Raw genomic sequence first — 25,855 nt, forward strand, 5'->3', positions numbered from 1 at the left:
TTTACTTTGTTTCTATTAATTGGGCATACACTCCGTTTTGTTTCATTAATTCCTGATGAGTTCCCCGTTCTACGATCTTGCCATACTCCATTACAATGATCTCATCGCAATCGATGATGGTACTCAGTCTGTGCGCTACAATCAGGCAGGTGCAGCCTCTTTTCTTGATATTATCCATGACCAGCTTTTCTGCGGTAGGATCCAGTGCACTTGTTGCCTCGTCCATAATCAGTACGGAGGGATTGGTGGCCAGAGCCCTTGCTATTTCCATACGCTGTCTTTGCCCACCACTAAAGTTTGCCCCTCCTTCCAATACAGAACTGTCATAGGCATTATTTCGGGCTGCTATGGTATCATGAATTTCTGCATCCCTGGCAGACTGGATAATATGTTTATCTGAAATAGTGGAATCCCAGAAAGAAATGTTTTCTTTAATGGTCCCGTTGAATATCAATACTTCCTGATCAATCACTGCTAAAGATTGTGTAATGATATGTCTCGGAATATCATCTTTAGGTTTCCCGTCAAACAGGATTTCTCCGCTCCATGGGGCATAGAGTCCTGATGCTATTTTGGCAACAGTGGATTTTCCGCTGCCGGATCCTCCTACCAATGCTACCCTGCTTCCCGGTTTAAGCTTCAGATTAAAGTTTTCTACCAAAGCAGGCATAGTTGTATTGTAACCAAAGGTTACGTTTTTCATTTCAAAATACCCGATCAGTTTGTTGGCCATCTCTTCTTTCTGACTGTCTGATTTTGTATTTTCCTCTTTTTCCTGGAACTGCCCGTCAACTTCATAGTTCATTACGTCATCTATTTTTCCCATATCACTTTCTGTTTCGTGCAGCATGGAGCCTACGGAAATGAGCTGATTAACCGGAGAGATAAAGTTCCCCATCAAATAGCTAAAAGCGACCAGGGCTCCGAGGGTCATTTCACCGTCCATGATCCGTAAGGCTCCTATTCCCAGAATGAAGGTGGTGGTCAGGGAAGTAATCAGCGGTGGTATGGCATTGAGCCTGATGGTCAACCATCCCAGTTCCTGCTGGGCATTCGTTACTTTTGCCAGATAGCCGATCCAGTTTGTAAAAAAATCATTTTCCCTTCCGGAGGCCTTTAATGTTTCAATCATGCTGATCCCCGATGTTGTGGTTCCCAATAGCTTTCCTGTTTCGTTGCTTAAACGGCGGTTTCCGTCTTTCCTGGCTCTGGATACATATTGAAGCACAGCAACATTCACGAGTGCCATCCCTATCCCGATCAGGGTGAGAACAATATCATATGAAAACATTAAGAATGCATAAAATATAACTACAATGATATTGAGTGCTGCATTGGCGAGATCACCGCTCAGCAGCTTAGCCACTTTGTCGTTAAGTGAAACCCTGTTACCGATCTCCCCGCTATACCGCTGGGTGAAAAAGGCTATCGGCAGGTGGAAAACATGCCACAGAAATTTGCTGGAAGTCGTTAAGGCCAGTTTTGTCTCTAATTTGAGAAGATAATACTGTTGAAGATAAACCAGAACTGAATTTATAATTAAAACCGCTCCCATGATCAGCAATAAAGGCATTACAAATCCGGAATAGCTGTTGATCAGATATTTATCTATGAATATTTTAATAAAGGACGGAATAACCAAACCCGGAATCACTAAAAAGAGGCTCGCGAGAATGATATAAATGATACTTAGTTTTGAGTTTGAGATCCTGGAAGCTAAAGATGCGGCCAGCCCTCTTTTTTCGTTTCCTTTTTCAAAATTCTCTCCCGGATTGAAGGTAAGGACTACCCCGGTATATGCATCATCGAATTCCTGGTGGGTAACCTGGTACCTCCCCTGTGCAGGATCGCTCAGGTATACTTTATTTTTTGTAAAGCCTTCTAAAACCAGAAAGTGGTTAAAATTCCAGAATATGATGGCCGGGGTCTGCATCTGCATCAGCTTTTCAATGGATTTTGCGTATCCTTTGGCTTCCAGCCCGAATTCTTTGGCCGCTTTAATGATATTGGTAGCTTTGAGCCCGTCTCTGGAAACTCCACAGGCAATTCTCAATTTTTCCAATGGAACGAATTTTCCGAAATGCCCCAGAATAATACTTAATGCAGCGGCACCACATTCTACGCTCTCCATCTGCAGTACTGTAGGAACCTTTACCGGCCTTGCCTGCTTTTCAATAACAAATGTTGCATTGCTTCCCATTTCAAAAATCAATTAGTGATTAGTATAGATCAAAGAATTTCTTAAATGCAGGAACTACGATGGTAGCCGGAGGTTCCTGATTGATGGTAATTTTACCGGAGCATGAGGTTCCTTCTTTTATGGCAATATTTGGTCCTTTGGCAGAGGTCCATTTGAAACCGCTGTAAGACTGATTGTCTTTTTCAAATTCAACATGCACTTCAAATAGAGGCCCTGAAGCTAATAATCCTTTAGCCAGCTGGTCATTTTTAACGGAGGTCATCATCCCCTGCTGGGTAATCGGGAAATCTGAGATATAGGTTACTTTTCCTTTTATAAACCCATATTCCTGTGGCTGAACTGTAGATGGAACCACGAAGGCTTCCATTCCTTTTTTGATCTTTTTCCCGTCCTGGGAAGGGATATATAGAACCCCTTTTAGTTTAGCATGTTGTATGCTATATTTATTTTTTAGTTTAAATAACGGGGTTCCCGGGCCTACAACTACTCCCGCATCTGTTAAAACCTCAACGACTTCTCCGTCATAAGGGCTTCTTATATTGGTCTGGGTATCGTGTCTTTCCGTTAAAAACTGGAGATTTCGTTCTGCTTCGGCAATACGCTGGTTTTGTAATGTTATTTTCTGCTGCAGATCGAATCCTAAGTTATGCTGCTGGCTGGACGTTTCCGCCATTTGGGCTTTCAGCCTTTCTATAGTATTTTTGGAGGCTTCTATCTGCTGCCTTGTACCGGCAACCTGAGATTTGATGATAAGCCCTTTATTAAGGAGATTGTTTTCAGACTCCAGCTGACTGCCAAGAAATGCCAGTTTTTTTCTTTCGGCTTCAATTTCTCCCTGAATGCTTACTCTGTTCTGGCTGATCATTTCTCCCTGCAGGTGATTACCCTGGCTGCCGTAAGACATCAGTTTCCCCATTTCGAATCTTCTGTCTGAGAGGACTGCTTTGGCATCTTCTATCTGCTGGAAAAGCTCCGGCTGCTGAACGGTTGCAATAATGTCTCCTTTTTTTACTTTGTTGCCTATGGAAACCTGCAGCTTGACCAGCTGGCCCTGTGAAGTGGCTACCACTTCATGGACTTCTCCTCCCAAGACAACTCCTACTGCATTGAGTTTTGTTTTCACTTTACCGAAAATGGCCCATCCTATGCCCGTACCCAAGGCTATTACAACAGTAAAAAGGGCAATCCATGCTTTTGGCCCTGTAACTTTTATTAACTGGTCTAATTTTTCCGGTGTCGAAAGTTTTTCTAATGCTGACTTTCTGAAAAAACCTGCTGACATAATTTTTAGTTTTTAATAATTATCTGTATTAGGAATGGTATAAAATGCTTTTTGATCTACAGTAAACCCATTATTATCCTGAGAGATCAGAGTTCCTGTTTCGTGTCTGAAACCTATAATGGCATTGGCAAACTGCTGATAGGCCTGTAAATATTCCAATTCTGAGGAGGTAAGCCTTTCCTGAAACAATATGAGATTCAAAATGGTGGTCAATCCGGTCTGGAATTTTATCTGCTCATTACTGAATGCTTCCTGGTAATAGTTTAATGCTTCTTTGGCCTTTTCCAGAATAATCACCCGGTTATTCAGGTTATTGATCGCATTGCTTATGTTGAGGTCTATATTTCTCTGAAGGTTATCATTTGAAACTTTCTGGTCTCTCAAAGCAATCTCACTTTTTGTATAATTCCCCCTTGCCCAATTGTTATTGACCGGAAATGAAAAGGTTAACCTTGCTCCGGCCCCTATATTTCGTCCTTCGTTATTGGTAAATGCCGTGAAGGCTTTATCTATTCCGTTTCCGGCACTTGCACTTCCATAGTACACGAAGCCCGTAAGATCAAGCTGCGGTTTTTTATTGTTCTCCGCCAGTTTGTACTGCATTTCCAGAGCTTCAGATATTTTTTCAACGGCTTTCACATCTCCTCTTTTTTCTTTAGCTACTTCTATGAAGGCATTTTTATCTAACCCATCTCTGTATGCTGATTCGGCAATCGTAGGAAACTCATTGAGAGGAATGTCCAGCTGCTGGCTTTCCTCGTTGTTTAATCCGATCGCTCTTCCCAGGTTGATCCTTGCTTCATACAGGTTTTGCTCGGCCATTGTGGTCAGCTTCTCCTGATTAGCCAGATCGGCATTTACCTGAGCCAGATCTCCTGCCGGTTTTTTATCTGCCTTTACGAGTTCTTTTGTAATGTCCAAAACATTTCTTACCCTACCTTCATTCTGCCTGTAAATTTCCAGGCTTTTAAAAGCCGTATAATAATTCCAGTATGCCAATCCTACCTGTAAGATCTCGTAGGAGTTGGTAAATTCATTATTGTTTTTGGAATTCTCTATATAAAGGCTTGAGATCCTTTCCGAAGTGGTTGTAATACTTCTTCCTCTTCCTTTCAGCAAGGGCTGGGTGAGGGAAAGATTAACGGATGTCGTATGATTTCCCCAGAAAGGCCCTACAGGCTGGTTAAAAGCGTCAAAAGGAAAGTTATTATCATTAAAACCATAATTAAAGCTTATATCTGTTGTCTGTCCTGAACGGAGCTTTTTACGCAACCCCGCCGAAAGACCGACTGTATTTGACTTAAGCACCTTATCTATAAACTGATTTCTGGGATCTGCATTAAAGAGGGTGTACCTGTCTTTTTTAGCTGATATCTCCGAAAACAGATTGATATCAAATGTGCCTTTCTGGACTTGTAAATCTGCTTCTGCGTCCTGTATGGTATAAGAACTTCTTTTTATTGTCGGATTTTTATCAAATGCCTTATTGGTAATTTCAATTAGATCACATTTGATTTTTGACTGACCATACAAGTTGCTAATATATACAACCAATACGCATGTAAAGATGTATTTACAAATCCTCATTTTAAAATATTTTTATTAATGCTTAGTTATACTTCGGAAAACCTGTGTAATATCTGGCCGAAACGCGATCCTGCCTGAGCAACGCCATCCAGAATATTAGTATCTATAAGGTCTTCTTCTTCAGGGTTGCCATACCCCAGCTGGTCTGTTGTTTTTCTCAGCCTGTTGGAAAGGAATAATGCCATTGCATAATAGAAGCTTGACCTGAATTCCATATTGGTTGAAAGCCTGTAATTGATCATCTCCCGGGATATCTTATAAACAACTGATGGTTTTGCCGCGATAACGGATACGGAAGGCGGCCTGGACTCTATAAAGGACATTTCCCCTACTATTTCACCGGACTCCAGCTTAGCAAGTGTTTCATTGGTTTTGCCATCTGTGCATACGGCTAACTGACCGGATAATACAATGTATAAGCTGTCAATATATTCTCCTTTATTGATCAATCTGTATCCTGCTTCCAATTCCATCTTGCTTCCGTTATGGATCATCCATTCCACATCTCTGTCATTTAATTGGCCTAAGAAAAAAAGTACTCGTTTCATAATATATTTTTTAATAAGGTTATGCTAATTTATTTTGTTTTATATCGATAATTAAGACAAAAAAGCCGTTATTACTGACGACTTATTTATTAATGGTTTGCAGGGAGTCATACAGTCCGTTATAGTCTGTTATCATAGGATCTTCCATCATTCCTCCCGTCACCTTGTCTAATTTTTTTTCATCCAGCTCCGCATCACACTGCTGTGGCTTTACCGGAATATTGATGTATAAAAATTCCGGATCCGACTGGTCTGTCACCCTGATCTTTTTACCAACCGGCAATTTTCTTCCAAAAAACTTTTCTAATGTTTCTTCCGGCCTTATCAGCAGGGATTCTTTAAATTCATCATTTTCCCAAGCTTTGGAAATTATCTTAAAGAATACTTCCTGTCCTTTTTTTTGTTCTTCTGTTAATTCCATGCTCTTTTAATTTATTGTTGTTTTATCGAAATGAACTCAACAGCTCTTTGGGTGATACATTATACTGGTCTATAAAAAGCCTGGAAAAATAATGTACATCATTATAACCCACTGAATAAGCAATCTGAGAGATCGAACTCTGCAGATAATTGTCTATCATCTGTTTTGCTTTGTGAAGACGGAGAACCCTTACATATTTGTTCGGTGTCAAATAAACCAGATTGACTATTTTTCTATGCAGCTGTCTCTCGCTTACTGCCATTTTATAGGACAATTCATACAGATTCAGGTCATTCTGGGTGATGGATCCATAGATCTCTTTTTCCAGGTTAATGAGCCAGTCCTGGTCCTGTTTGGTAATTTTCTGAGGATTTATCTGCTCCGAGCACATTTCCCGGACATTTTCATTGGATTCATAAATGTCAAAAATTTCCGGGCGGCCCTGGAAGGTCAGATTCAAAGACTTCGACTTTGATTTTGACATGATCTCTTCTATGATGTCATTAATTTCCTTACTGCTGGAAAATATAATTTCATCTTTTTTATCTTTATTGTATATGGTGCTGCTCTTACTCGCCGTAATGATATTTTCCAACGGATTTTTAATATTTTGGACGATCTGTTCCAATACATCCGGTGAAGACCAATCAATTGTTATATTCTTTGAAGCATTCATAGGGCTGGATTAGTTTTTAGCGTTATACTTTTCTCACACATCTTCTTCATAGTTGTAAAAAATGGAGAAACCTGAAATAAAAGTAGACAGCAATCTTATCAACCAAAAATCTATTAGACGGAACTCAAAGATTTTAAGACGAAACTCCTGTTTTTTTCGATTAATGAAATCCGGCCCTGGGATCAGTTAGCATGGAAGCCGGCTCCCTGAAAAAAATAGCCCATGCTATATGAATATAACATGGGCAGATAAGCTGCAAAAAATTGCGTTACTTTGACAAGTGCTTAAAAAGTTGTTTTATTTTCAAAACAGAGGAATTTTTCGATTGAAAAAGAATTCCTTATAATGGGGATGAAATGCTATTCTAAATATCCGCAAATCTCCCTTGGTCTATCAAATTGCTCAAACTCTCGACAAAATCTGTATATGAAATATTTTTCGGCAGAATAAGTGTATGATGATTTTCGTTAATATCCAGGAGCTGTTTAATATCTGTTAATATCAAAAAACACTTCTCTGTTAATTTAGTTTGAATCTCTTTTAATTTATCCTTAGTGCGAAAGTTAGCTTCTGCTATAATAATATCTGCCTGTGATATATTTTTTCTCATTTTGTGAAGATCAAACAGATCATATTCTTCTATGATTAGAAAGGGTGTTTTAGAAATATATTTTTTTAACCTGCTTTCTAAAACGACATCCTGAACGAAGCAAGCACACCGGATAAACATTTTTTAAACGGCTAGGCTGGTGAAGAAATTGAAATGCTTGTCACAAGTGTAGGAAGTAACACCATATTTGTAGTCATATCATATCTGGATACAACACGCTTTTTAAAAGTTAAAGTTTCTGATCCGTTTTTTTTAGTTGTTTGAGTTTTCATGGTTATCTTTTTAGTGACTCAAAAATGATAACTCTGCCTGTCAAACGAAATTTAATTAGACGATGTCTTCAGAATTTTAGATCAATGATGTGTTTTTTTAGATAAATGATTTTAATCATTTTCAATTCCAAGCTTTTTATACAGTTCTGTCTTTTGGGACAGGGATATAGGCAGATTTTCGCCTATTTTAAGCTTAACGGTATTTCCGTAAAAGGATTTTATATACTTTGTGTTAATAATATAGGAACGCTGTATCCTGAAAAAATAAGGCGGCAGCTTTTCTTCCATTGCCTTCATGGTAGAATGGGTAACATAACGTTCTGATTCTGAAACATGAATTCTCAGATAATCTTTAAGAGCTTCTATGTAAATAATATCTTTAAAAAATAATTTGACAAGCTGGTTATCTGCTTTTATAAAGATCCGGTCTATTTCATCCGCATGATCTTCCTGTTTGTTTTTTTTTGTATTCAAAACTTCCTTTGCCCTCACCAAGGCTTTCAGGAACCTATCGTAGGAAACCGGCTTTACCAGATAATCCACAACCCCGGAATCAAACCCGTCTAACGCGTAGTCCCTGTATGCCGTGATCAATATGATTACCGGCTTCTTGTCTAGTGAATTGATCAATTGCAGGCCGTTCAATTGCGGCATTTCAATATCCGTAAGGAGGATATCTACCGGGTTTTCCTGGATAAAGTTCAACGCTTCAAATGGTTTTCCGTAAGAACCCACCAGTTCTAAAAAGGGGGTGTTATTAACAAAACTTTCTATAATTTCCCTTCCCAGCGGCTCATCATCAAGGACTAAACATTTAATTTTCTTTTCCATTTTAGTGTAAATTTATTTTTAACTGAACAAGAAATCGTTTCCCATCATTTTTTATATCTAAGGTGTGCTTATCCGGATATAATAATTTTAATCTTCTTTTGGCATTTTCAATCCCGATCCCTCCATTATTGCCTGCTTTTTTATTGATCTCTGAAACGTCATTTTCAATGATAAAGTGAATATTTTTTCCTTTAATCTCAATCATTATACTCAGAAAAGGATTTTCAGACTTTAATCCGTATTTAAAGGCATTCTCTATAAAGACAAATGAGAGGAGCGGGGCTATTTCCAGATTGAAAAGATGATCATTGTTTATTTTTTTCTCAATATGATAATCATCCGGATAGCGCATTCTCTCCATTTCATAGTAATTGTCAATAAACTCCAGTTCTTTCTCCACATATACCACATTTGCATTTGTTTCGTAAAGCGTGTATCTCATAATTTCCGAAAGTTTTAAGATGACTTCCGGCGCCAGATCGTCTTTCTTTAATGTAAGAGCATACAGATTATTGAGGGTATTAAAAAGAAAATGAGGGTTTAGCTGGGTCTGCAAGAACTTATTTTCCATTAAGAGGTTCTCATAGTTCAGTTTCTCAATCTGTCTTTGGGCTTTAACCGATTTTGCATAGGTCTTGCTCAGGTCAAATGTTATCTTAATGAAGAAAAAAGGAGAAAGAGCCATTATTACCTCAAAAAGATGCCCCAAAACATTCCGAAGTGAAATTATTTCTGATACGGGAGTATTGTAATTTTCCTTCAAAAGGTCTTTTAATACTCCAAAATCAGGTTGTATATCGTTTATATACAGAAATTTATAAAAATAATGATTAATTGCCAGCCAAAGCTGGATCAGCAATGGAACAGAGACAATGAAGAGAATGATATAGTTTCTATTAAATGTATAGGGGACTACCATATAAAAAAAGATATAAAAAACACTCATGTTACATAGTGTCATCCTGACTGAAAAAAGCAATGAGGACTGAAACTCAAACTGATAGCCGTAATAATAATTCAGCAATACTAAAAATGTGAAGATAAGCCACATCAAAGCATGGCTCATGAGCCTTGTTCCCGTCGTGTAAAAACGATCAAAATCAAAATTTACAATTTTCTCTATAAAGCTCTGCGATGGTAATTCTTTTCTCATTATTTGTTTCTATATACTGATAAGTAACCCATGTTTAAAGTAGGGCTCTTATTTTTCAGGACATAAATATACCTTAGTTTGACATAACATTTATACTTAGTTTTTTATTTTTATACAATTCTTTTGTGTAGAAACGGGTCAAAAAATCGTACAGAATATATTCCTGCTTCCTTTGCTCTATTCTGAATAAACGGTTGCAATTCATATGAATACAGCTGGAAAGTATGCCGTGAAAATTCTGCGTCAACATTTTTTCCCGGTCCATCATTATTATTTTAGAAACAGCCTTCCTACTGATCTCTGATCTGTGAGCCAGCAGCTGAGAGAAGGCATTATCATTTTTCAGACTGTCCGTAATTAATTCTTCATATTCACGGAATGCTTTATCCAATTGTTTATTCAGTACTTTATCTTTTTTAAATTCGACACTGAAATGGGAATTGATATTTGAAACAAAAACCAACTTTTCATTTAAATCCATCCCGAAGTCTGACAGTGTTTTATCCAGAGCAAGGAGACCGTATATCCATCTGTCATTCTCTGACAACAGGTTTTGTTCCACTCCATTTAACAAAGGGAGAACTGTTATTGTGTCATAAAAAAACAGTTCTTCTACCTGTTCAATACATTTCGGGTCATAGCGCTCCAATTCCCTGATATAGGTATCTAAAAGTATCGTTGCAATTCCTTTTTTTATCTCATTTTCCAATACTGCATTTATTTCGGACAGGATACCGGCTGTTTCAGACGGATCAGGTAAAAACAATCTTACCCTGACATGAAAGCCGGGATCATAATAGCGTATAAAAAACCACTTTTCCACTTTTCCATCAGCAATTTTGGAAGAAATAAATTCCTGTATCTTCAACAGGATCTTATCTGCAAAAAAGCTTCTCAGGTATATTTTTAAATACAGCCATTCTTCGCCAACTGCAAAACGTCTTTTAACAGCACTATCCTCTTTCATGGTCATTTTTTTTGTAGAAATTAACTATAAACTCATTGGTAAAATATTTATTCTCTTCATTTTTAACGAGCATATTATTATCGTTAAAAAGTACTTCTTCCAGAACTATTTCCCTGCTGTTTTTAATACTGTCCAAAAACATGTCTGTAAGCAATTCATTATTAAAATCTATATAGAGTTTGTTATCCATATCTTTTATGACAACAGTATCCGGAATGTGATTCCGGAGTCTCCAAAGCCCTATTTTCTCAGTAAAATCGCTTTGCCTGTATATTTTTTTGAGGTACTTTATATCATCTTCCATGATGTTCCAGTATGCTTTTGAAAGGATGATATCCTTATATGTTACACGGGGCATATATCTGAACGTTTTTCCCAGTATTCCCCAATCGAAGAATATATTTTTCTGAAGATCCTGATATTGAAAATCCGCCAAAAATTTATAGATACTCAGATTCTTGGGATGTCCAGAATAATGAGCGGAAGAAAGCCGGGGGATAATTTTTTTATTCAGTCTTATAGATCTTAATACCAGCCTGTCATCTTTGACGGACAGTACCAGATCTTCCGGCCGGATCTGATGATCTTCCGATAAGAGTGACCCTGATAAAACCGGGATCTCATAATCGGTAAGCTGAGGGCGCAATATTACATTTCCTTCCCGGGACTCCGGTAAATGGGTAATTTCTGCGAAAACTGTATCGTTATCCAAAAACTCTTCTTCTTTTTTAATGATCTTTTTTATGATCGCTTTCATACTTTCATCAAAATATGAGAACCGCCCCAATAATTTTGCCGCTGATGCCGAAACCGAAGGAACATAAATAACCTCTTTATCTTCTTTGTATATTTCTATGGTCGCTGACAAGGTGTCATGGAAGTCCTGATCATTTTCATCATCAATGGAAAGAAGGTCTTCATCTGTAATTTCAATTTCTTTAGGAGATCCTGTAGAACTATTTAAAAAGAATTCACTTAATTTTCGGGATAAAAAAGAGTCTTTACTACTCCACCTGATATTTTTATCTGCCGTTTTATCGGAAAACTTTATTTTTTCCAGTAATGGGGTCATCAGCTTTTCCTCCAAATGAGGATATCCCAGCCCGAAGTCCTCATCAAGAGCTTCCAGCAAAGGAACTTCTTCTCCCTCATATTTCGTATAAAACCTGTCCTTAAAAATTTTAAGAACATCATCTTCTGAGGCCGGAGACAATTTTTTTATGATATTAAGAGCTTTTGAGATCTTATTTAGTGTCTTTTCGGAAAGTGTATTATGATGGGCGTTAAGCTGTAAATCGGTCTGGAAAATATTCCGGATATCGTGTTCCATAAAAGTAAAGATATCCGCTCCTTCCTCCATACCGGCAATATGATCCCTATTCTCCGAAATATCCGAAAAGGAGCTCATCAGCATTTTACTTTTTTTGATAAAAGACCGGGAATTATTGTTTAGGTTCAGATGCTCTAATTTACTTATCAGTGTTTTAAAAGGATCTGTATCCAGCGTGGATATTTCCAGTTCGGATGCCAGTATCTGACTTTCGATAAGGCTTTCAACATATTCTTCAGATTCTTTCTTTTCGAATCCTTTATTTACAAAAAACTGTACGATTTCATCAAAAAACCTGCTTTTATTGCAAAAATCTAATGCAGATGACAGGTCTTCGTTATATTCTGTTGTGGATTTAAAATATATTTTTTTATTGTCCATAACATCAGACTCTACATAGCTGTAAAAATCATCTACAGCATAAAGCATATTATTGGGTGAGAATTTTATTTGCCTTTGTATTTCCGGCAGAGAGGAGAAATAGCTAGTCAGTTTTGAGACCAGCTCCATATCCAGACGGATATGCTTTTTATACTCTTTTTTATTTTTTAGCAAAACATTTGTTTCATGGCCTGCTTTACCGGGAGCACATCCTGCAAACAGGCCAAAAGGCGTACACCTTGTTTTACTTCTTACGTAATATTTTGTCAGGGAACTTATGAGTTTTTGCTCCAGCTGCTCTTTATCCAAAGATTTATTGATCTCTTGGTAAAGAACCTGTGAAGCAGTAAAAACACCTTCTCTGAAAAACGGATCAGAGGTGAACAAAGTGAGGAGTTCTTCCGGTTTAAGATTCTGGAGCTCTTCTTTACTAAAGTGCAATGCCGGAGTTCTTACTATAAAGTCTTCAAAGTGCGTGTATTCGATATTTTTTCCCATGGCATCGTTAAGACTGTCTTCAATACTTTGAGATAGTCCTGTTCAGTTTTGTTTTCAAAAACACTCACCGCAATGTTATCATTCTTTATAGTAGGCTCTTTTTCATTTTGTACCTGATAATTATTTGGGACAGATTAAGAAACATTTTGAGTGTGTTTTTTTGTTAATTAGTTTTCATAAGGGCCTTGTTTTCAAAATCCCGCATAAAATTAGAAAAATAATTCACAAAATGATGGATTTATTAGTAGAATATTTAAAAAGGGGCATATCTCCTAATATTGTTTGGCATTGTAAGCTTATGGAAGAGAAATACAAATATTTGGAGGACTAAAATTTCACGATAGAAATCCTATTTAATAAAAGAGGAAGTCAGAAATTTTGAAGCTCTACGCATTAAGTTTCAACATTAATGAGATAATGGAAACCATTTTATTTTTTTAGACAATATAAAAATTCTATCGAAGAAAATAATTAAAGGGATAGAAGTGGTTAACATCACAAAGACTACAATAATAAATTGATTTAGTGGAAATACATTAAACCAATTTTATTTACAACTTTAGCTATTATCCCCGTTATGAATAAAATAATACAGACAATTACTATACATCTAATGATAAGATCAACTTTTTTATAATTGAAAGCCGAAAAGTACTGATAATAAAACCAAAAGAAATAACCTAGCTTTAATAGTTCTGTAAAAACAGAAACATATTGTAATGCCTTTATATTAGAGCAAAATATAGTTACAATAGGAAATATATAATTTATCATCAGTATTCCTGCTATCATATACATAGTTTGTACCAAATGTTCAGAGTAATTCTGCTTACTTTTTTTAAAAAGAATATAGCTTGCAAATGCATAAAATGGAACCCATGATAATGCTATTAGTTTAGCATATTCCTTGGTTACTTTTGTGAATCCTTCAAAATTTTTCTTATTTTCAACAATATCAATCATTTTAACTTTCTCATAGCTTCCAATAAAATGAGTAACTGCAATAATAATAAGTAATAAGGTAAAGTAATTGAAGTGTTTTACTCTTTTACCTTGTATATATTCTCTAGTACTATGCCCAGGTCTAATAAAAAGTTCCTTTACGGTAAACAAAAACCCTTTGTCTAAATGAAATACTCCATGAATAAAATCATGCAATATAAAATGTTTTAGAGAAAAACGATGAGTAGACGTTTTCTGTCCACAAACAGAACAAAAATTATTTTCAGTTGTTGTGTTACAATTTAGGCATTTTCCGTTCATAATTTTTTATATATTTTAAACCCTAAAGCAAAACATAAATATTAAATTCCTTTACAAATATAAGTTTTATATGTTTATTTTTGGCTCAATATATCTTGGCTATTCCTTTTTGTATTCCCTTGAGAGCAAATTTATTTTGTGATATATAATTACCCAAGCAGCTATTTTCGAGCATTTCATAAAAAAATATTAATTCTCTGTGCTTTTGAAAGTATGAATGAGGGTGTTTTCTTTTTTGAGGAGTGTATAATTTGTTTTTTTAAGTGTCTCTACTTATCGTGTTTTAGTAGTGATCTCTTCCAGTAGGGTTTTATAATCCTTCTTTTTTTATGACATAATACCATAAGAATCAAGGTAGCAGTAAAACAAAAAATCGTTGCCTGAATTGATCCTTCAGGTCCGAATTGCCCTCCAGTATACCAATTTTCCCCGTTTATATTTGAAACAATTAAGGATTTTGAAGCTTTAATTCCGGAAATTGTGGCTCCGAACACTCCTGATTGTGTAAAATTCCAAGCAAAATGAATTGCAATGGGAAACCATAAATTTCTTGAATATATATAGGCAGCACCTAGTAACAACCCGGCTTGGATCGCTAATCCAATACTAGAACCTATTGAACTATTTGGATTTGTAAAATGTAACAACCCAAAAATTATAGCAGATATTAATAACGAGATATAGCTTCCTAGTTTTTCCTCTGTAATTCTAAATATGATTCCTCTAAATAAAATCTCTTCAAAAGTTGCTGAAGCAAAAGCCATAGTTAAAGGAGAAATAATGTATAGAAGAGGGTTTATAGAAATTATAGAATATCCACCTTTTATATATATAAATAGAATTGTTAAAGATTGTAATATTGCTCCTAAAAGAGCACCAATAATTAAGTTTTTGAATATATTATTTTTAGAAAACTCTGTTATATTTCTTTTTTCATAAACTTTATATAGATAAATATATGCACCAACTGCCAAGATGGTTGAAATAATTGTTACAATTAAATTATTCCAATCTTTAGAAAGAAAACTGAGTCTGGCTATTCCTCCTCTAAAATTTTTTGTAATTCCATAAGTACCTGAAACAACAATTATCCCTACTAATATTTTTGTTAACGGAAAATATAAAATTTTGCTTCCTATGCTTTTATTTTTCATCCTATTGAGTATTTAGTTTAAAGTGCTATTACTTCATCTATCAGACTTATTTGATATTGAAAATCATCTATTCCTGCTTTTTTAATTTTACTTTTTATATTATCTAACGCATTCAACCTGAAGATATTTACTTCTTCATTTGATAAGATAATACTATTAGAGAGTGTATTTACGTAAAATGCAGGAATATCTCCCGACAACATCTGTTTTCTCTCAGAACTCAAAAGACTTGACCAATTTCCATTTACATTATAAGCTCTAGCCATAAGCTCTAATTTCAATCCATATTTAATAGAGTCTTCTAAATATTCTGGTTTGGTTAACAACTTTAAAATTTTGAAATATACACTTGTCCGTCTATTGATAAATCTTATTTTTAGGTTTTTAAAAGAATTAAGAGGTGAATTTTTAGAAAGTAGTTGTGTCCTATTATTTAAAATAAGTTTATAAATTTTTTCAAAACCAATTTTGAATTCTTGTTGATAATTTATGAGATTTTCTATTTTGTTATTTAGAATTGGTTTATTTTTTCTGTAAAGCTTTTTTGTTAATACTTCTGGAACTATTGACATATTACTTTTATTACAATTCTTTATCTTTGGAATTATGGCAATTTGTTCTAATTCAAGAGAAGATCCAAAACCACTAAGATATGACGGAGCATCCTTAATCCCAGTAGGAAGAAGAAGAGTTTCTAAAACAGTTCCGAAAATTTTCTGCGAAGAGTTTTTATTTATCATTTTTTTCCTTTTCAACTGTGGATTAATCAAAGTTTCATGATCAATTAAAACCGGACAATCCCTAGCTGCTATTAAATTTTCAAAATGATAATCTGATGAATTCAAAAAATAAGTTATACAGGCTAACATCCCAGCTCGCTCATAATAAAGCTTAACCTCTTCAATATTATTACATTCTGTATGCTCAACATATTCTAACCACCCATAATCTTCTTTATCAACGGCTCTAAAACTTTTAAGTTCATTATCTGAGTTAATTTTTATCCAATTTAAAAATTGATTAAAAGCTTTAGTTATTGTCACATTTACAGGTTTATAAACTATTTTATATGAATTCTTAAATTCGAATATAACAGTAGTTCCTCCATTATGCTGATCTCCTAAATTTAGGTGAAGCTGGTTAATTTTATCCAATTCTGCATTGAAAGAATTTTCTATTTCTAGAATGTCAGTATTAAACCTTTCAAACATAGTTGTAACAAAATCAAGGTAACTACTCATTTTACTTACTAACTTTCTAGAAAGCATTGGATATTTTAGAAAAAGGTTTTGAAATTGGTTTAATAAAACACTATCAACAAATTTCTCATAGTAAAAACCTTCGTCTTGATCATTTATTATATTGCACATTTTTTCTTCTTTAATGAATTTGTTAAATTCATTAAATAGAACTAAACTGGCTACATTAAATAAATCTTTATATAAAGCATCATTTAATTGATTAATTACATTTTGATTTGGTAATGCAATATTTAAAGACTCTAAATTTTTCTTAAATGAAGAATAAAATGAATTAATAAAAGGGAAAAGCAGTTGGTAAAAAGGTTTTTCTTTATTTAAAACATCGAATTTTTTATTTTGTAAGTTTATTTTATTTAAAACTTTTTTCAGTTCATTTATCCAAAGAGGAAATTTAATTTCTGAGGAGAAATCATTTATTTGAGATGTCATTAAAGAAATATCTGTATCACTTAAATTATTAGCTATGCAGTATTCATTAAATGACTCGGTTGAACCATCTTTACTAATACTATCTTTCCATAAATTTATATAAAATAATTGTTCTTTTTTTTTAACAGAATAATTATTGTGATTATAAAATTCTAAAATCTCAAAAGGGGTCAGCGATTGAAGATAGAGTTTTTTAAAAAACAAAGACTTTACCATACTTATTAATATTAAAAAAATATGCCATAAAAAGTATATTTTAATTTTTATGACATATCTCAAGAGTTAGAAAAAGTTATCTTAACCTTTAGAATCCAACTGAAGCACCTCCAGGATCACCATCTCCAAAACTGATTGATGTCCATAAAAGTGTAACAAACCATCCACCAGCAACTGCTTCTAATTCGCTATCTGACAATTCCATATTATCAAAATTAGGCTTTGCAGGAATATTAACATATATGATGGACGAATCTGTTTGATCATTTACTACAACTCTAGATTTACCATGCTTAGCTAAATCTAAAGATCTACTAAAAAACTTTTCCATAGTTTGAACAGGCTGAGCAATAAGTTCTTGTTTAAAAGATTCATCTTCCCAGCATTTATTTACTAACTTCTCTAAGTTTTTCTGTGAGTTTTGTATTGTTTCTGTAAAATTCATAGTATTTTTATTGTTATTTAAGAATCTTTTTAATCATTTACTAACACTAACAGAAGCATCTCCAGGATCACCATCTCCAAAACTGATTGATGTCCATAAAAGTGTAACAAACCATCCACCAGCAACTGCTTCTAATTCGCTATCTGACAATTCCATATTATCAAAATTAGGCTTTGCAGGAATATTAACATATATTGCAGACGAATCTGTTTGATCATTTACTACAACTTTAGATTTACCTTGTTTAGTCAAATCTAAAGATCTACCAAAAAACTTTTCCATAGTTTGAACAGGTTGAGCAATAAGTTCTTGTTTAAAAGATTCATCTTCCCAGCATTTATTTACTAACTTCTCTAAGTTTTTCTGTGAGTTTTGTATTGTTTCTGTAAAATTCATAGTATTTTTATTTAAAGTTTATTTTTAAGCGTTAATATCGACTGCTCCAAAAGTGGTATAATATATTACTCCAGTCCAAAACCCATTATACCCCCCCGCAGCCATTTCTAATTGCTCTTCGCTTAACTCTATATCTTCCATTTTTTGTTCCGCAGGAATATTAATGTAAAATGTAGATTCATCAGTTTGATCTTGAACTACAATAGTTTTTCCTTCAGGTATATTTAATCTAATACCTGTAAGTTTCTCAATAGCATCTAAAGGATTGGCTTTTAATTCATTTTTGAAAGTAGCATCTTCCCATGCTTTTTGTACAATTTCTGTGTACAATTTTTGTTTTTGTGTGAGTTCCATAATAATTATTTTAATTTGTTTAACTTATATTTTGGGAGTAGATAACTGAAATAAATCTACAATAACATCTAAAATACCTTTTCCTCCTGCTACTGCCTCCAACTGTCTTTCATTTAACTCTACATCCTCTAAATTTTGTTCTGCAGGAATATTAATGTAAAGTGTAGATTCATCAGTTTGATCTTTTATCACTAAAGTTTTACCTTCTGGTAAGTTTATTTTTTTACCCATAAAGTTTTCAATAGTCTCTACAGGATCTCTAAATAATGCTTTCTTAAATTCTGCATCATCCCATACTTTTTGTACAATTTCTACATACAGTTTTTGTTCTTGTGTAAATTCCATAATCCCCAGTAATTTTAAATATTAGGAAATTATCCTGGTAATGAATATTGAAGCCAAGGCAATGTACTATCTCCATCACAACCAGCCATGCAAGAAACAATAAGACCTCCTCCCTTGACAGGATTAACAACACCTCCTGCAACCATTTCTAATTGTTCATCTGTAAGCTCTGCTTCTAAAGATTCTTTAGTTGGTATTTTTAAGTAAACCACAGACTCGTCCGTTGTATCTAAAATCACCAGCCTTTTACCAATTGGCAATTCTAATTTTTCACCTGTTAGTTTTTCAATAGCTGCCATTGGACTAGCAACTAACTCTTTTTTAAATTCAGCATCTTCCCATGCTCTTTCAAGTACCCTCTGTAGTACTTCTTGATTTTTTGTTTGTTCCATAATTATTAATTAATAAATGTTAATATGATTTTATATAAAAGAAGATTTTATCAATTTTTTTTTAATTATTTTCGCAAATAATCACATCTTCTGGGGGAAAGCATATTATTGGCCCACCAATACGATCTTTATCTATAATATAAACTCCTCCAGATACAGACTCTAATTGCTCTTCGTTTAATTCAACATCCACAGTATGCTTTGGCTGGGCTGGAATGTTGATATGTACCGTCGACTCATCTGTCTGATCTCTTACTACCAATGTTTTTCCTTCAGCCAGAGCCAATTTGACTCCCATGTGTTTTTCAATTGCCTCTAATGGATTAACGATTAACTCCTTTTTGAATTCTGCATCTTCCCATGCTTTCTGCACGATCTCTGCGTATAACTTCTGTTCTTGTGTAAATTCCATGATTTGATATTTTAAATTTTTATATAATCTCTTAAATCCGGGAACATCCCATCTACCAAATCCCTCCATACCGGCTGCGCCCCTCCTGCTATCATCTCTAACTGCTCTTCTGACAGTTCCATGTTTTCCATTTCCGGTTCTGCAGGTATGTTGACATATACTTTAGATTTATCTGTCTGGTCAACAATAATCAGTTCTTTTCCTTCCGGCAAAACCACCTTTACTCCTGTTAATTTTTCTATTGCAGTTACAGGATCCACAACCAGCTCTTTTCTGAAGTTCATATCTTCCCAAGCTTTAGAAATAACCTGCTGTATAATTTCTTGTTTCTTCTGTTCCATAATTCAATATTGTATGATATAAAGGTAAAGTGACTTTTTCTTATAGATTTGCCAAACTTCCCGACAAAATCACTCATTGATATTTTTGTTTCTTCAGAAGCAAATTGTTGTTTTAATCATCTACTCCCAACAATTTTCTTTTTGTATAATGTAAAGGTAAAACAGAGATTTTTTATAAAACTGACAAAAAAACCGACAAAAAAGAAAATTATAGCTCGTCTTTTTATCGAATTGATTAATAGACAACAAACACCCCTGCCTGTTGCTTTTTTGAACCACTAAGTTTTAATAAGCAGCTAAGAAAGAAGTCTCCTATGTTTTAAAAAAATCAGAATAATTGATCTTAAATCGGCTTAACTTCTTAAAAATAATTCCTGACGGTTCAAGAGTATGAGATATTCTGCCAGGTTTAAGCCGGTTTATATTTCGGAAGAAGTTCTGTAAAGAAGATTAATTAAAGAATTAACAAAATATTTTTTTGTTAAACAGTAATAGCCTCTGATCGGACAGGATTGTTCATAAGATAAGATGTATTCTTTTCTACAAAATACATTTCTATTTCACCCTTTCCTTTTGCCTGGATGCTACCCCGATACTCAAAGGCAAAGCATTCTTCATCTTTGATCAGGTTATAAAGTGACTCGCTGATGTTTACTTTTCCTACGATCCCGTTGCTTTCTATGCGACTTGCGGTGTTTACGGTATCTCCCCAGACGTCGTACTGAAATTTCTTCACACCCACAATCCCGGCAACGATAGGTCCCGCATGTATTCCCAACCGCATTTCAAAAGCCGGTATCTGTGTTTCAAGGTTTTCAGTTTTTCTTTTGTCCATAAACTCCTGCATTTCTAACCCTGCCAGCACTATATTTTTAAGCGAATTTTCATCCGGATTCGGAATGCCTCCTGCTGCCATATAGGAATCTCCTATGGTCTTTATTTTTTCTATCTGATATTTTTCCGAGATCAGGTCAAATGCTTTAAAGCAGATATTGATCTCTTGTACCAGGCTTTGAGGAGACATTTTCTCAGCAGTTTGGGTAAAGGATTTGAAATCTGTAAAAAGAATGGAAACAAGATTGAAGTTTCTGGCATTTACGCTGCCTTTCTCTTTCAGCTCTTCGGCTATCTCTTCGGGAAGGATATTTAGTAATAGCTCTTCTGAGCGGTCTTTTTCTATTCTTAAAGCTTCTCTTGATTTTTTTACAAAATTCAGCCTGCTCCATAGTCCCCCTGCAAGAATAAGAATAAAGCCCAAAGATACCATAATCATATTCTTCTGCTTTTCTTTTTTCTGTACCTCTTCCTTATGCCTGAGCTGAACGATGTGATCTTTTTTCACGTATGCAATACTGTCGACCAGCTGCTGCTTCTGAAATTCCATGTTCATCATTCTGTTGGAAGTTTCTTCGGATTGAAGGCTGTCTTCGAAAATATGCTCCTTTTCGTAATACTCAAGGGCCTGTTTATTGTTTCCTAATGCCTTATAGGATTTATACAGGCACGCGCAGGCATCTTTTTTTCCAGAAACTGCGCCCAGCTTTTCCGCTATTTTCAGTCCTTTCTGACATTTATTTATCGCTTCCCGGTATTTTCCCAATTGATGCAGGGTACTTCCGATGGCAACCTGAGAATCACTTTCATACTGTAAGCTGCTGATCTCTTCAGAATATTTCAGGCAAAGATTGTAATAGGACAATGCTTTTTCAAAGTCAGAATGGTTATAGAAAAGCTCTCCCAGGTTAGACATCACTTCTATTTTTATCTGCCTGTCATTTTCTTTATCTGCAATTGCCAGTGCCTGATTAAGGCTTTCCAATGCTTTTTGATAATTGTCCTGTTTTATGTAAACAAACCCTATTGCATTCAAACTCTGGGCAACAGCTTTTATATCATTGAGTTTTTTATAGATGGAATATGCTTTATTATAATATTTCATAGCATTCGGGTAATCTTTCACTTTGGAATAGATCCCCCCGATGTTCTGGGTGGTAGCCGCTATGATCTTTTCGTCTCCGGCTTCTTCCTGGAAAACAATGGCCTGTTTGTAGAGCTCCAGTGCCTTGGGATAATTTCCAAGGTAATAATACACGCCACCCATATTGTTCAATATTGATGCGATCCCCCTTTTATGCCCCGCTTTTTTATAGGTTTCCATACTTTTCTGGAAAAAGGACAATGCTTTTGAATAATCTCCCTGGTAATAGTATGTTGTCGCTATATAGCTGTAACAATCCCCAATATTGCGGATCTTACCCATACTCTGGTAAAGTTTCAGGCTTTGTTCAAAAAAGGATAAAGATTGCGGAAAATTCCCTGAGTCCTGGTTCCTGATCCCCAGTTCAAGGAGGCTGTCTGCATCTCGCTTATCCGAATGCTCTTTAAGGATCGTATTATTCCCTTTTAGTTTAGTCTGTGCATATGTGCTTCCTCCTATTCCATTTAAAAATAGAAAAAGAAAAAATAGTATCTTCATCCAAACATTTTTCATTTTTCAGAATATTTTAGGGAAAAACTAAATGATAAAAACGCACATACTCATCTGAGGAATATATACGTTCTTATTTTATTTCAGGGCTTTATCAGGGCTGGTTTCCACCTAGCAGGTTGCCATTGCCATCATAGTTTGCGGGCTTGACAATTACCGGCGGGAGGTTTTCTCCCCCTGAAACCATATCCAACAGCTCTTCATCCAATTCCATGTCTTCTATATCCGGCTCTGCGGGAATAGTGATGAAAATAGTTGAAGTGTCCGTCTGGTCAACAAAGGATATTTTTTTACCTTCGGGAAGATTAATGGGATGCCCTAAAAAGCTCTCTACAGCAGCAACAGGATTCTGCAGTAAATTGTTTTTAAATACAGGGTCCCTCCATGCTTTTTGTACAATAGACTGCAAAATTCTTTGATCGTTTGTCAGTTCCATAACTTAGTATTTTATAATTAAACATAATTTTCCCAGTGGTACAGTGTAAAATTATTCTGATTTTTTCTGACAAAACAGACAAATAGCCCGACAAAAACACTTCGGTATGTAAGCCTGTGAAATTGATCTATTAATAAAAACTGTTACTATTATATCTGTAAAAGCCTTTTACGGAAAAAATTTAAGAGTTCAGAATAACCGGATAAAGATAAATAACACTTCATCGGATGAAACCTACATTTTATCGAATATGAGTTGTACATTAGAATAATCCGCTTCATCTTTGAATAAAAAACAACCATGAAACGTATTTTTATTTTTTCAGCCACAGTCATTTTACTTCTTTTACAGACTTCCTGTATCTGTATAAAAAAATGCTGCACCCCGGAACAGATCCCACAGGGTTTGATTACGAATTCACAGGCTTATAACCTCCAAACCAATTACAGAAATAAACAGGAGCAGATACAATCCGGACATGCAGCCGTTTATGCAGATGATGTGGATTCTTTCTGGTTTTCAAAAGAAAAACTTAAAGAGTATATTTGTTATGCCGAGGAAGAGGCCTCTAAAAATGGTAAAACCGTAAATGGCTTCAGGATATATATGGGAGCTTATCCTCTGAACAGTATTTCTGATTCAAAAATCGGGTATAATACGGTATTTATTGTTCCTACGGAAAAAAAGACTTTACCTCCGGTCAATTCCAATGCAAAAATGTCCGGAAGTGATGCTTCTACAGAAACCATTGAGGGGAACAACAGTGAGGATATTAATTCCGTAAGTCCTCTGGATTATGCCGGCGCAGGAAATCCTCCCAAAGTATTCAGGCAATAGATCCTTATTATATAATAATTGTACAAAAGAGAAATAGACATGCGATATTTATCTGTTTTGAATGACATGGTAAGCCATCTCTGGCTCCAGCAGAAGATAGTTATTCCCCTTTTATTCATTGCTTTGATAATAGGGGTTTTCAGATACAATAAGATCCGGAGTAATGACCGTTTATTTGTCTGGGTTATTGCCCTCGCATTATTCACAGAAATTTCGGCAATATATATTGGTTTCGTTTTAGCTCCCCAGAACTTTTTTTGTTATAATATCTATACTATCATCTCTTTCTTTCTGTATCTTATCTATTATAAGAACCTGCAGATCCGGTTTCCGTTCTACTTATTAGGCGGAGTATTTTTAATGAGTATTATTGCCTCTTTCTTGTGGGAAGATTTTTATACTGATCTCCAGTCTTATATGTTTTTAACCGGAGCATGTACGGTGATCATAAGTATTTTTTATTATTTTTCACAGCTTATGCAGAAAAAGCAGATCGACAATTTATCCGGTTCTCCTTCTTTTCTCTTTTCGTGCGGGCTTCTCATTTTTAATCTGGGTATTATTCCCTTATTTTTATTGAGAAAGTATCTGGATTTTACCAATGACATCAGCCGGTTTTTTGTCATTGGGTTAAACGTTGTATTATACATATTCTATATATTAGCATTTTTATGCAAACCTCAGAAAATGAACTGACCTTAAAACTTTTTGTAGTTTTTTCCTGTATTTTCATACTGGTGGCTATTGTATTTCTGTTTTTATTCTATCGTTTTACCCAAACCAAAAACGATATTCTTAAAGAAAAGTTTAAGGAAAAACTGGAGAATGAAGTCCTTATTAACCGGGCAGAATTATTAGCTCTTCGGTCCCAAATGAACCCTCACTTTGTTTTTAATGCCTTAAATACGGTACTCTATTTCATTCAGCAAAATGATATTGAACAATCTGAAGATTTCTTAGCTAAATTTTCACAATTGGTACGGAATTTCTTCGAGTATGCCCGGAAAACAGATCTGACCATTTCGGAGGAGCTGGAATTCATCAGCCATTATCTGGAAATTGAAAAGCTCAGGTTTGAAGACAAGCTTTCATATTCCATAGAGGTGGATCCTTTGATAGAAACAGAGACTACCAGAATTCCCTCTATGATCCTTCAGCCAATTGTAGAAAATGCCGTCAATCACGGAATTTTTCATAAAAAAGATCCGGGAGAAATCGGGATTTCTTTCAAAAAAAACAATAATAATTCTTATTTTGTGATTATCCGAGATAATGGTATAGGGATTAATCAGTCCAAAAAACTCTATAAAAATACACACAGGCATCTGAACACCCATACTCATATACTGGAAGAAAGGCTAAGGTTATTAAGAGATGGCAGGCAATGGAAAATAGCGTACAGTATTGAAGATCTGACCTCTAACGGGGGAGAGGGCACAGAAGTCACCCTTAAAATAGAAACATTATGAGCATAAAAGCTTTTATTATTGATGATGAAAGAAAGGCTATCTCTATTCTTAAGAGTAAGCTGGAAAGAATAGCCCCGGATATCCTTATCACCGGTGAGTTTCAGCATCCGAAAGATGCCCTGAAATCTATTGAAGCCCTTACTCCTGATCTGATATTTTTGGATATTACAATGCCGGAAATGAATGGTTTCGATTTCTTAAAGCAAATTGAAAATCCTGTTTTTGAAATAATTTTTGTGACCGCCTACGGAGATTATGCCATTGAAGCTATTAAACATTGCGCCATAGGATATATTGTGAAGCCTATCATCAACGACGACTTAAAACTGGCTTTGGAAAATGCCAAAAAAAATATTGAGCAAAAAACAGCTCTTCTTAAAAACAGGCAGCTTATAGAAAATTTAAATTTCAATCAGGGCAAAAACAGAAAAATTGCCATTCCTTCGTCCAAAGGATTAGATTTTATTGAAATTCAAAACATCATCCGTCTGGAAGGGTTACAGGGTTACACGATCCTTCATCTTAAAAACAATGAGCAATTGGTAAGCTCTTACAGTATCGGATATTTCTATAGAATGCTGGAAAACCTTAATTTTTTCCTGATCCACAAATCGCATCTAATCAATTTAGATTTTTTAAACAGGTATGACCGCAGCGGCATTGTGGAACTTCATGGAAATCACTCCGTTCCGGTTGCAAGAAATAAAAGAGAGGCTTTCCTGGATCTGATAGGGAAACTATAATTCTCTCTCCGCATTATCTTATTTTCTTTTAATATTTTCTGTTTTTTACAGAAAATAGAATACATTAAACTCCCGGGAGTTTTCTTTTCTCCCGATACAATCCAACTTTTATCGAAT

27 protein-coding genes are annotated in these 25,855 nt (G+C 35.0%); 4 read left to right on the forward strand and 23 right to left on the reverse strand.

What is annotated here, in order from left to right:
• Position 1 precedes the first annotated feature (1 nt).
• The 23 genes from HNP38_RS12995 to HNP38_RS13105 all read right to left on the reverse strand — a co-directional run bounded on the left by HNP38_RS12995 (position 2) and on the right by HNP38_RS13105 (position 22,689).
• A complete protein-coding gene (locus tag HNP38_RS12995; protein WP_184190195.1) occupies positions 2 to 2,200 on the reverse strand; it encodes an NHLP family bacteriocin export ABC transporter peptidase/permease/ATPase subunit in 2,199 nt (732 codons plus the stop codon).
• A 19-nt stretch (positions 2,201 to 2,219) separates the two neighbouring features.
• Positions 2,220 to 3,482 (reverse strand): NHLP bacteriocin system secretion protein, encoded by a 1,263-nt coding sequence (locus HNP38_RS13000; RefSeq protein ID WP_184190198.1) that lies wholly within the window; start codon positions 3,480 to 3,482, stop codon positions 2,220 to 2,222.
• A 12-nt stretch (positions 3,483 to 3,494) separates the two neighbouring features.
• Positions 3,495 to 5,069 carry a TolC family protein gene (locus tag HNP38_RS13005; RefSeq protein ID WP_184190200.1) on the reverse strand — a complete coding sequence of 525 codons (1,575 nt, stop codon included), beginning with the start codon at positions 5,067 to 5,069 and terminating at the stop codon, positions 3,495 to 3,497.
• Between the two features lie 26 nt (positions 5,070 to 5,095).
• Positions 5,096 to 5,617 (reverse strand): cyclic nucleotide-binding domain-containing protein, encoded by a 522-nt coding sequence (locus HNP38_RS13010; protein ID WP_184190202.1) that lies wholly within the window; start codon positions 5,615 to 5,617, stop codon positions 5,096 to 5,098.
• 82 nt (positions 5,618 to 5,699) lie between these two features.
• Entirely contained in the window at positions 5,700 to 6,038 is a 339-nt protein-coding gene (locus HNP38_RS13015; protein ID WP_184190204.1) for an NHLP leader peptide family RiPP precursor, read from the reverse strand.
• A 22-nt stretch (positions 6,039 to 6,060) separates the two neighbouring features.
• Complete coding sequence (locus HNP38_RS13020) at positions 6,061 to 6,714, reverse strand: helix-turn-helix domain-containing protein (protein WP_184190206.1); 654 nt, start codon at positions 6,712 to 6,714, stop codon at positions 6,061 to 6,063.
• Positions 6,715 to 7,078: 364 nt separating this feature from the next.
• Positions 7,079 to 7,324 (reverse strand): hypothetical protein, encoded by a 246-nt coding sequence (locus HNP38_RS13025; RefSeq protein ID WP_184190208.1) that lies wholly within the window; start codon positions 7,322 to 7,324, stop codon positions 7,079 to 7,081.
• A gap of 383 nt (positions 7,325 to 7,707) precedes the next feature.
• A complete protein-coding gene (locus HNP38_RS13030) occupies positions 7,708 to 8,427 on the reverse strand; it encodes a LytR/AlgR family response regulator transcription factor (RefSeq protein ID WP_184190210.1) in 720 nt (239 codons plus the stop codon).
• 1 nt (position 8,428) lies between these two features.
• Positions 8,429 to 9,580: a sensor histidine kinase gene (locus HNP38_RS13035; RefSeq protein ID WP_184190212.1), complete on the reverse strand. Its 1,152-nt coding sequence runs from the start codon at positions 9,578 to 9,580 to the stop codon at positions 8,429 to 8,431.
• 73 nt (positions 9,581 to 9,653) lie between these two features.
• The gene (locus HNP38_RS13040; protein ID WP_184190214.1) at positions 9,654 to 10,547 is read right to left on the reverse strand and encodes a thiopeptide-type bacteriocin biosynthesis protein; all 894 of its coding nucleotides are present in this window, start codon (positions 10,545 to 10,547) and stop codon (positions 9,654 to 9,656) included.
• The gene (locus HNP38_RS13045) at positions 10,534 to 12,756 is read right to left on the reverse strand and encodes a lantibiotic dehydratase family protein (protein WP_184190216.1); all 2,223 of its coding nucleotides are present in this window, start codon (positions 12,754 to 12,756) and stop codon (positions 10,534 to 10,536) included. Before HNP38_RS13045 ends, HNP38_RS13040 begins: the two co-directional genes overlap by 14 nt.
• A gap of 522 nt (positions 12,757 to 13,278) precedes the next feature.
• Positions 13,279 to 14,019, reverse strand: a complete 741-nt coding sequence (locus HNP38_RS13050; RefSeq protein ID WP_184190218.1) for a DUF3667 domain-containing protein — start codon at positions 14,017 to 14,019, stop codon at positions 13,279 to 13,281.
• Positions 14,020 to 14,288: 269 nt separating this feature from the next.
• Positions 14,289 to 15,173, reverse strand: a complete 885-nt coding sequence (locus HNP38_RS13055; RefSeq protein ID WP_184190220.1) for a CPBP family intramembrane glutamic endopeptidase — start codon at positions 15,171 to 15,173, stop codon at positions 14,289 to 14,291.
• 17 nt (positions 15,174 to 15,190) lie between these two features.
• Positions 15,191 to 17,080: a type 2 lanthipeptide synthetase LanM gene (gene lanM, locus HNP38_RS13060; RefSeq protein WP_184190222.1), complete on the reverse strand. Its 1,890-nt coding sequence runs from the start codon at positions 17,078 to 17,080 to the stop codon at positions 15,191 to 15,193.
• 88 nt (positions 17,081 to 17,168) lie between these two features.
• The gene (locus HNP38_RS13065; RefSeq protein WP_184190224.1) at positions 17,169 to 17,525 is read right to left on the reverse strand and encodes a TOMM propeptide domain-containing protein; all 357 of its coding nucleotides are present in this window, start codon (positions 17,523 to 17,525) and stop codon (positions 17,169 to 17,171) included.
• A gap of 33 nt (positions 17,526 to 17,558) precedes the next feature.
• The gene (locus HNP38_RS13070; protein ID WP_184190226.1) at positions 17,559 to 17,921 is read right to left on the reverse strand and encodes an NHLP leader peptide family RiPP precursor; all 363 of its coding nucleotides are present in this window, start codon (positions 17,919 to 17,921) and stop codon (positions 17,559 to 17,561) included.
• A 24-nt stretch (positions 17,922 to 17,945) separates the two neighbouring features.
• Entirely contained in the window at positions 17,946 to 18,275 is a 330-nt protein-coding gene (locus HNP38_RS13075) for an NHLP leader peptide family RiPP precursor (RefSeq protein ID WP_184190228.1), read from the reverse strand.
• A 24-nt stretch (positions 18,276 to 18,299) separates the two neighbouring features.
• Complete coding sequence (locus tag HNP38_RS13080; RefSeq protein ID WP_184190230.1) at positions 18,300 to 18,620, reverse strand: TOMM propeptide domain-containing protein; 321 nt, start codon at positions 18,618 to 18,620, stop codon at positions 18,300 to 18,302.
• A 29-nt stretch (positions 18,621 to 18,649) separates the two neighbouring features.
• A complete protein-coding gene (locus HNP38_RS13085; protein WP_184190232.1) occupies positions 18,650 to 19,012 on the reverse strand; it encodes an NHLP leader peptide family RiPP precursor in 363 nt (120 codons plus the stop codon).
• 61 nt (positions 19,013 to 19,073) lie between these two features.
• The gene (locus tag HNP38_RS13090) at positions 19,074 to 19,424 is read right to left on the reverse strand and encodes an NHLP leader peptide family RiPP precursor (RefSeq protein ID WP_184190234.1); all 351 of its coding nucleotides are present in this window, start codon (positions 19,422 to 19,424) and stop codon (positions 19,074 to 19,076) included.
• Positions 19,425 to 19,435: 11 nt separating this feature from the next.
• Complete coding sequence (locus tag HNP38_RS13095) at positions 19,436 to 19,765, reverse strand: NHLP leader peptide family RiPP precursor (RefSeq protein ID WP_184190236.1); 330 nt, start codon at positions 19,763 to 19,765, stop codon at positions 19,436 to 19,438.
• 481 nt (positions 19,766 to 20,246) lie between these two features.
• Positions 20,247 to 22,241 carry an adenylate/guanylate cyclase domain-containing protein gene (locus tag HNP38_RS13100; protein WP_184190238.1) on the reverse strand — a complete coding sequence of 665 codons (1,995 nt, stop codon included), beginning with the start codon at positions 22,239 to 22,241 and terminating at the stop codon, positions 20,247 to 20,249.
• A 106-nt stretch (positions 22,242 to 22,347) separates the two neighbouring features.
• The gene (locus HNP38_RS13105) at positions 22,348 to 22,689 is read right to left on the reverse strand and encodes an NHLP leader peptide family RiPP precursor (protein ID WP_184190240.1); all 342 of its coding nucleotides are present in this window, start codon (positions 22,687 to 22,689) and stop codon (positions 22,348 to 22,350) included.
• Between the two features lie 300 nt (positions 22,690 to 22,989).
• Between HNP38_RS13105 and HNP38_RS13110 the strand changes: the two genes are divergently transcribed.
• From HNP38_RS13110 to HNP38_RS13125, 4 genes are read left to right on the forward strand one after another with little or no spacing between them, the layout of a single operon-like run.
• Positions 22,990 to 23,526, forward strand: a complete 537-nt coding sequence (locus HNP38_RS13110; RefSeq protein WP_184190242.1) for a hypothetical protein — start codon at positions 22,990 to 22,992, stop codon at positions 23,524 to 23,526.
• Positions 23,527 to 23,565: 39 nt separating this feature from the next.
• Entirely contained in the window at positions 23,566 to 24,222 is a 657-nt protein-coding gene (locus HNP38_RS13115; protein ID WP_184190244.1) for a hypothetical protein, read from the forward strand.
• Positions 24,198 to 24,995, forward strand: a complete 798-nt coding sequence (locus tag HNP38_RS13120) for a sensor histidine kinase (protein ID WP_184190246.1) — start codon at positions 24,198 to 24,200, stop codon at positions 24,993 to 24,995. The genes HNP38_RS13115 and HNP38_RS13120 overlap by 25 nt, the downstream gene beginning before the upstream one ends.
• Positions 24,992 to 25,738 (forward strand): LytR/AlgR family response regulator transcription factor, encoded by a 747-nt coding sequence (locus HNP38_RS13125; RefSeq protein ID WP_184190248.1) that lies wholly within the window; start codon positions 24,992 to 24,994, stop codon positions 25,736 to 25,738. Before HNP38_RS13120 ends, HNP38_RS13125 begins: the two co-directional genes overlap by 4 nt.
• The last annotated feature ends 117 nt before the right edge of the window (positions 25,739 to 25,855 follow it).

Origin of the sequence: Chryseobacterium defluvii (genome assembly GCF_014204415.1) — a bacterium.
In the GTDB taxonomy this organism is placed as follows: domain Bacteria; phylum Bacteroidota; class Bacteroidia; order Flavobacteriales; family Weeksellaceae; genus Chryseobacterium; species Chryseobacterium defluvii_A.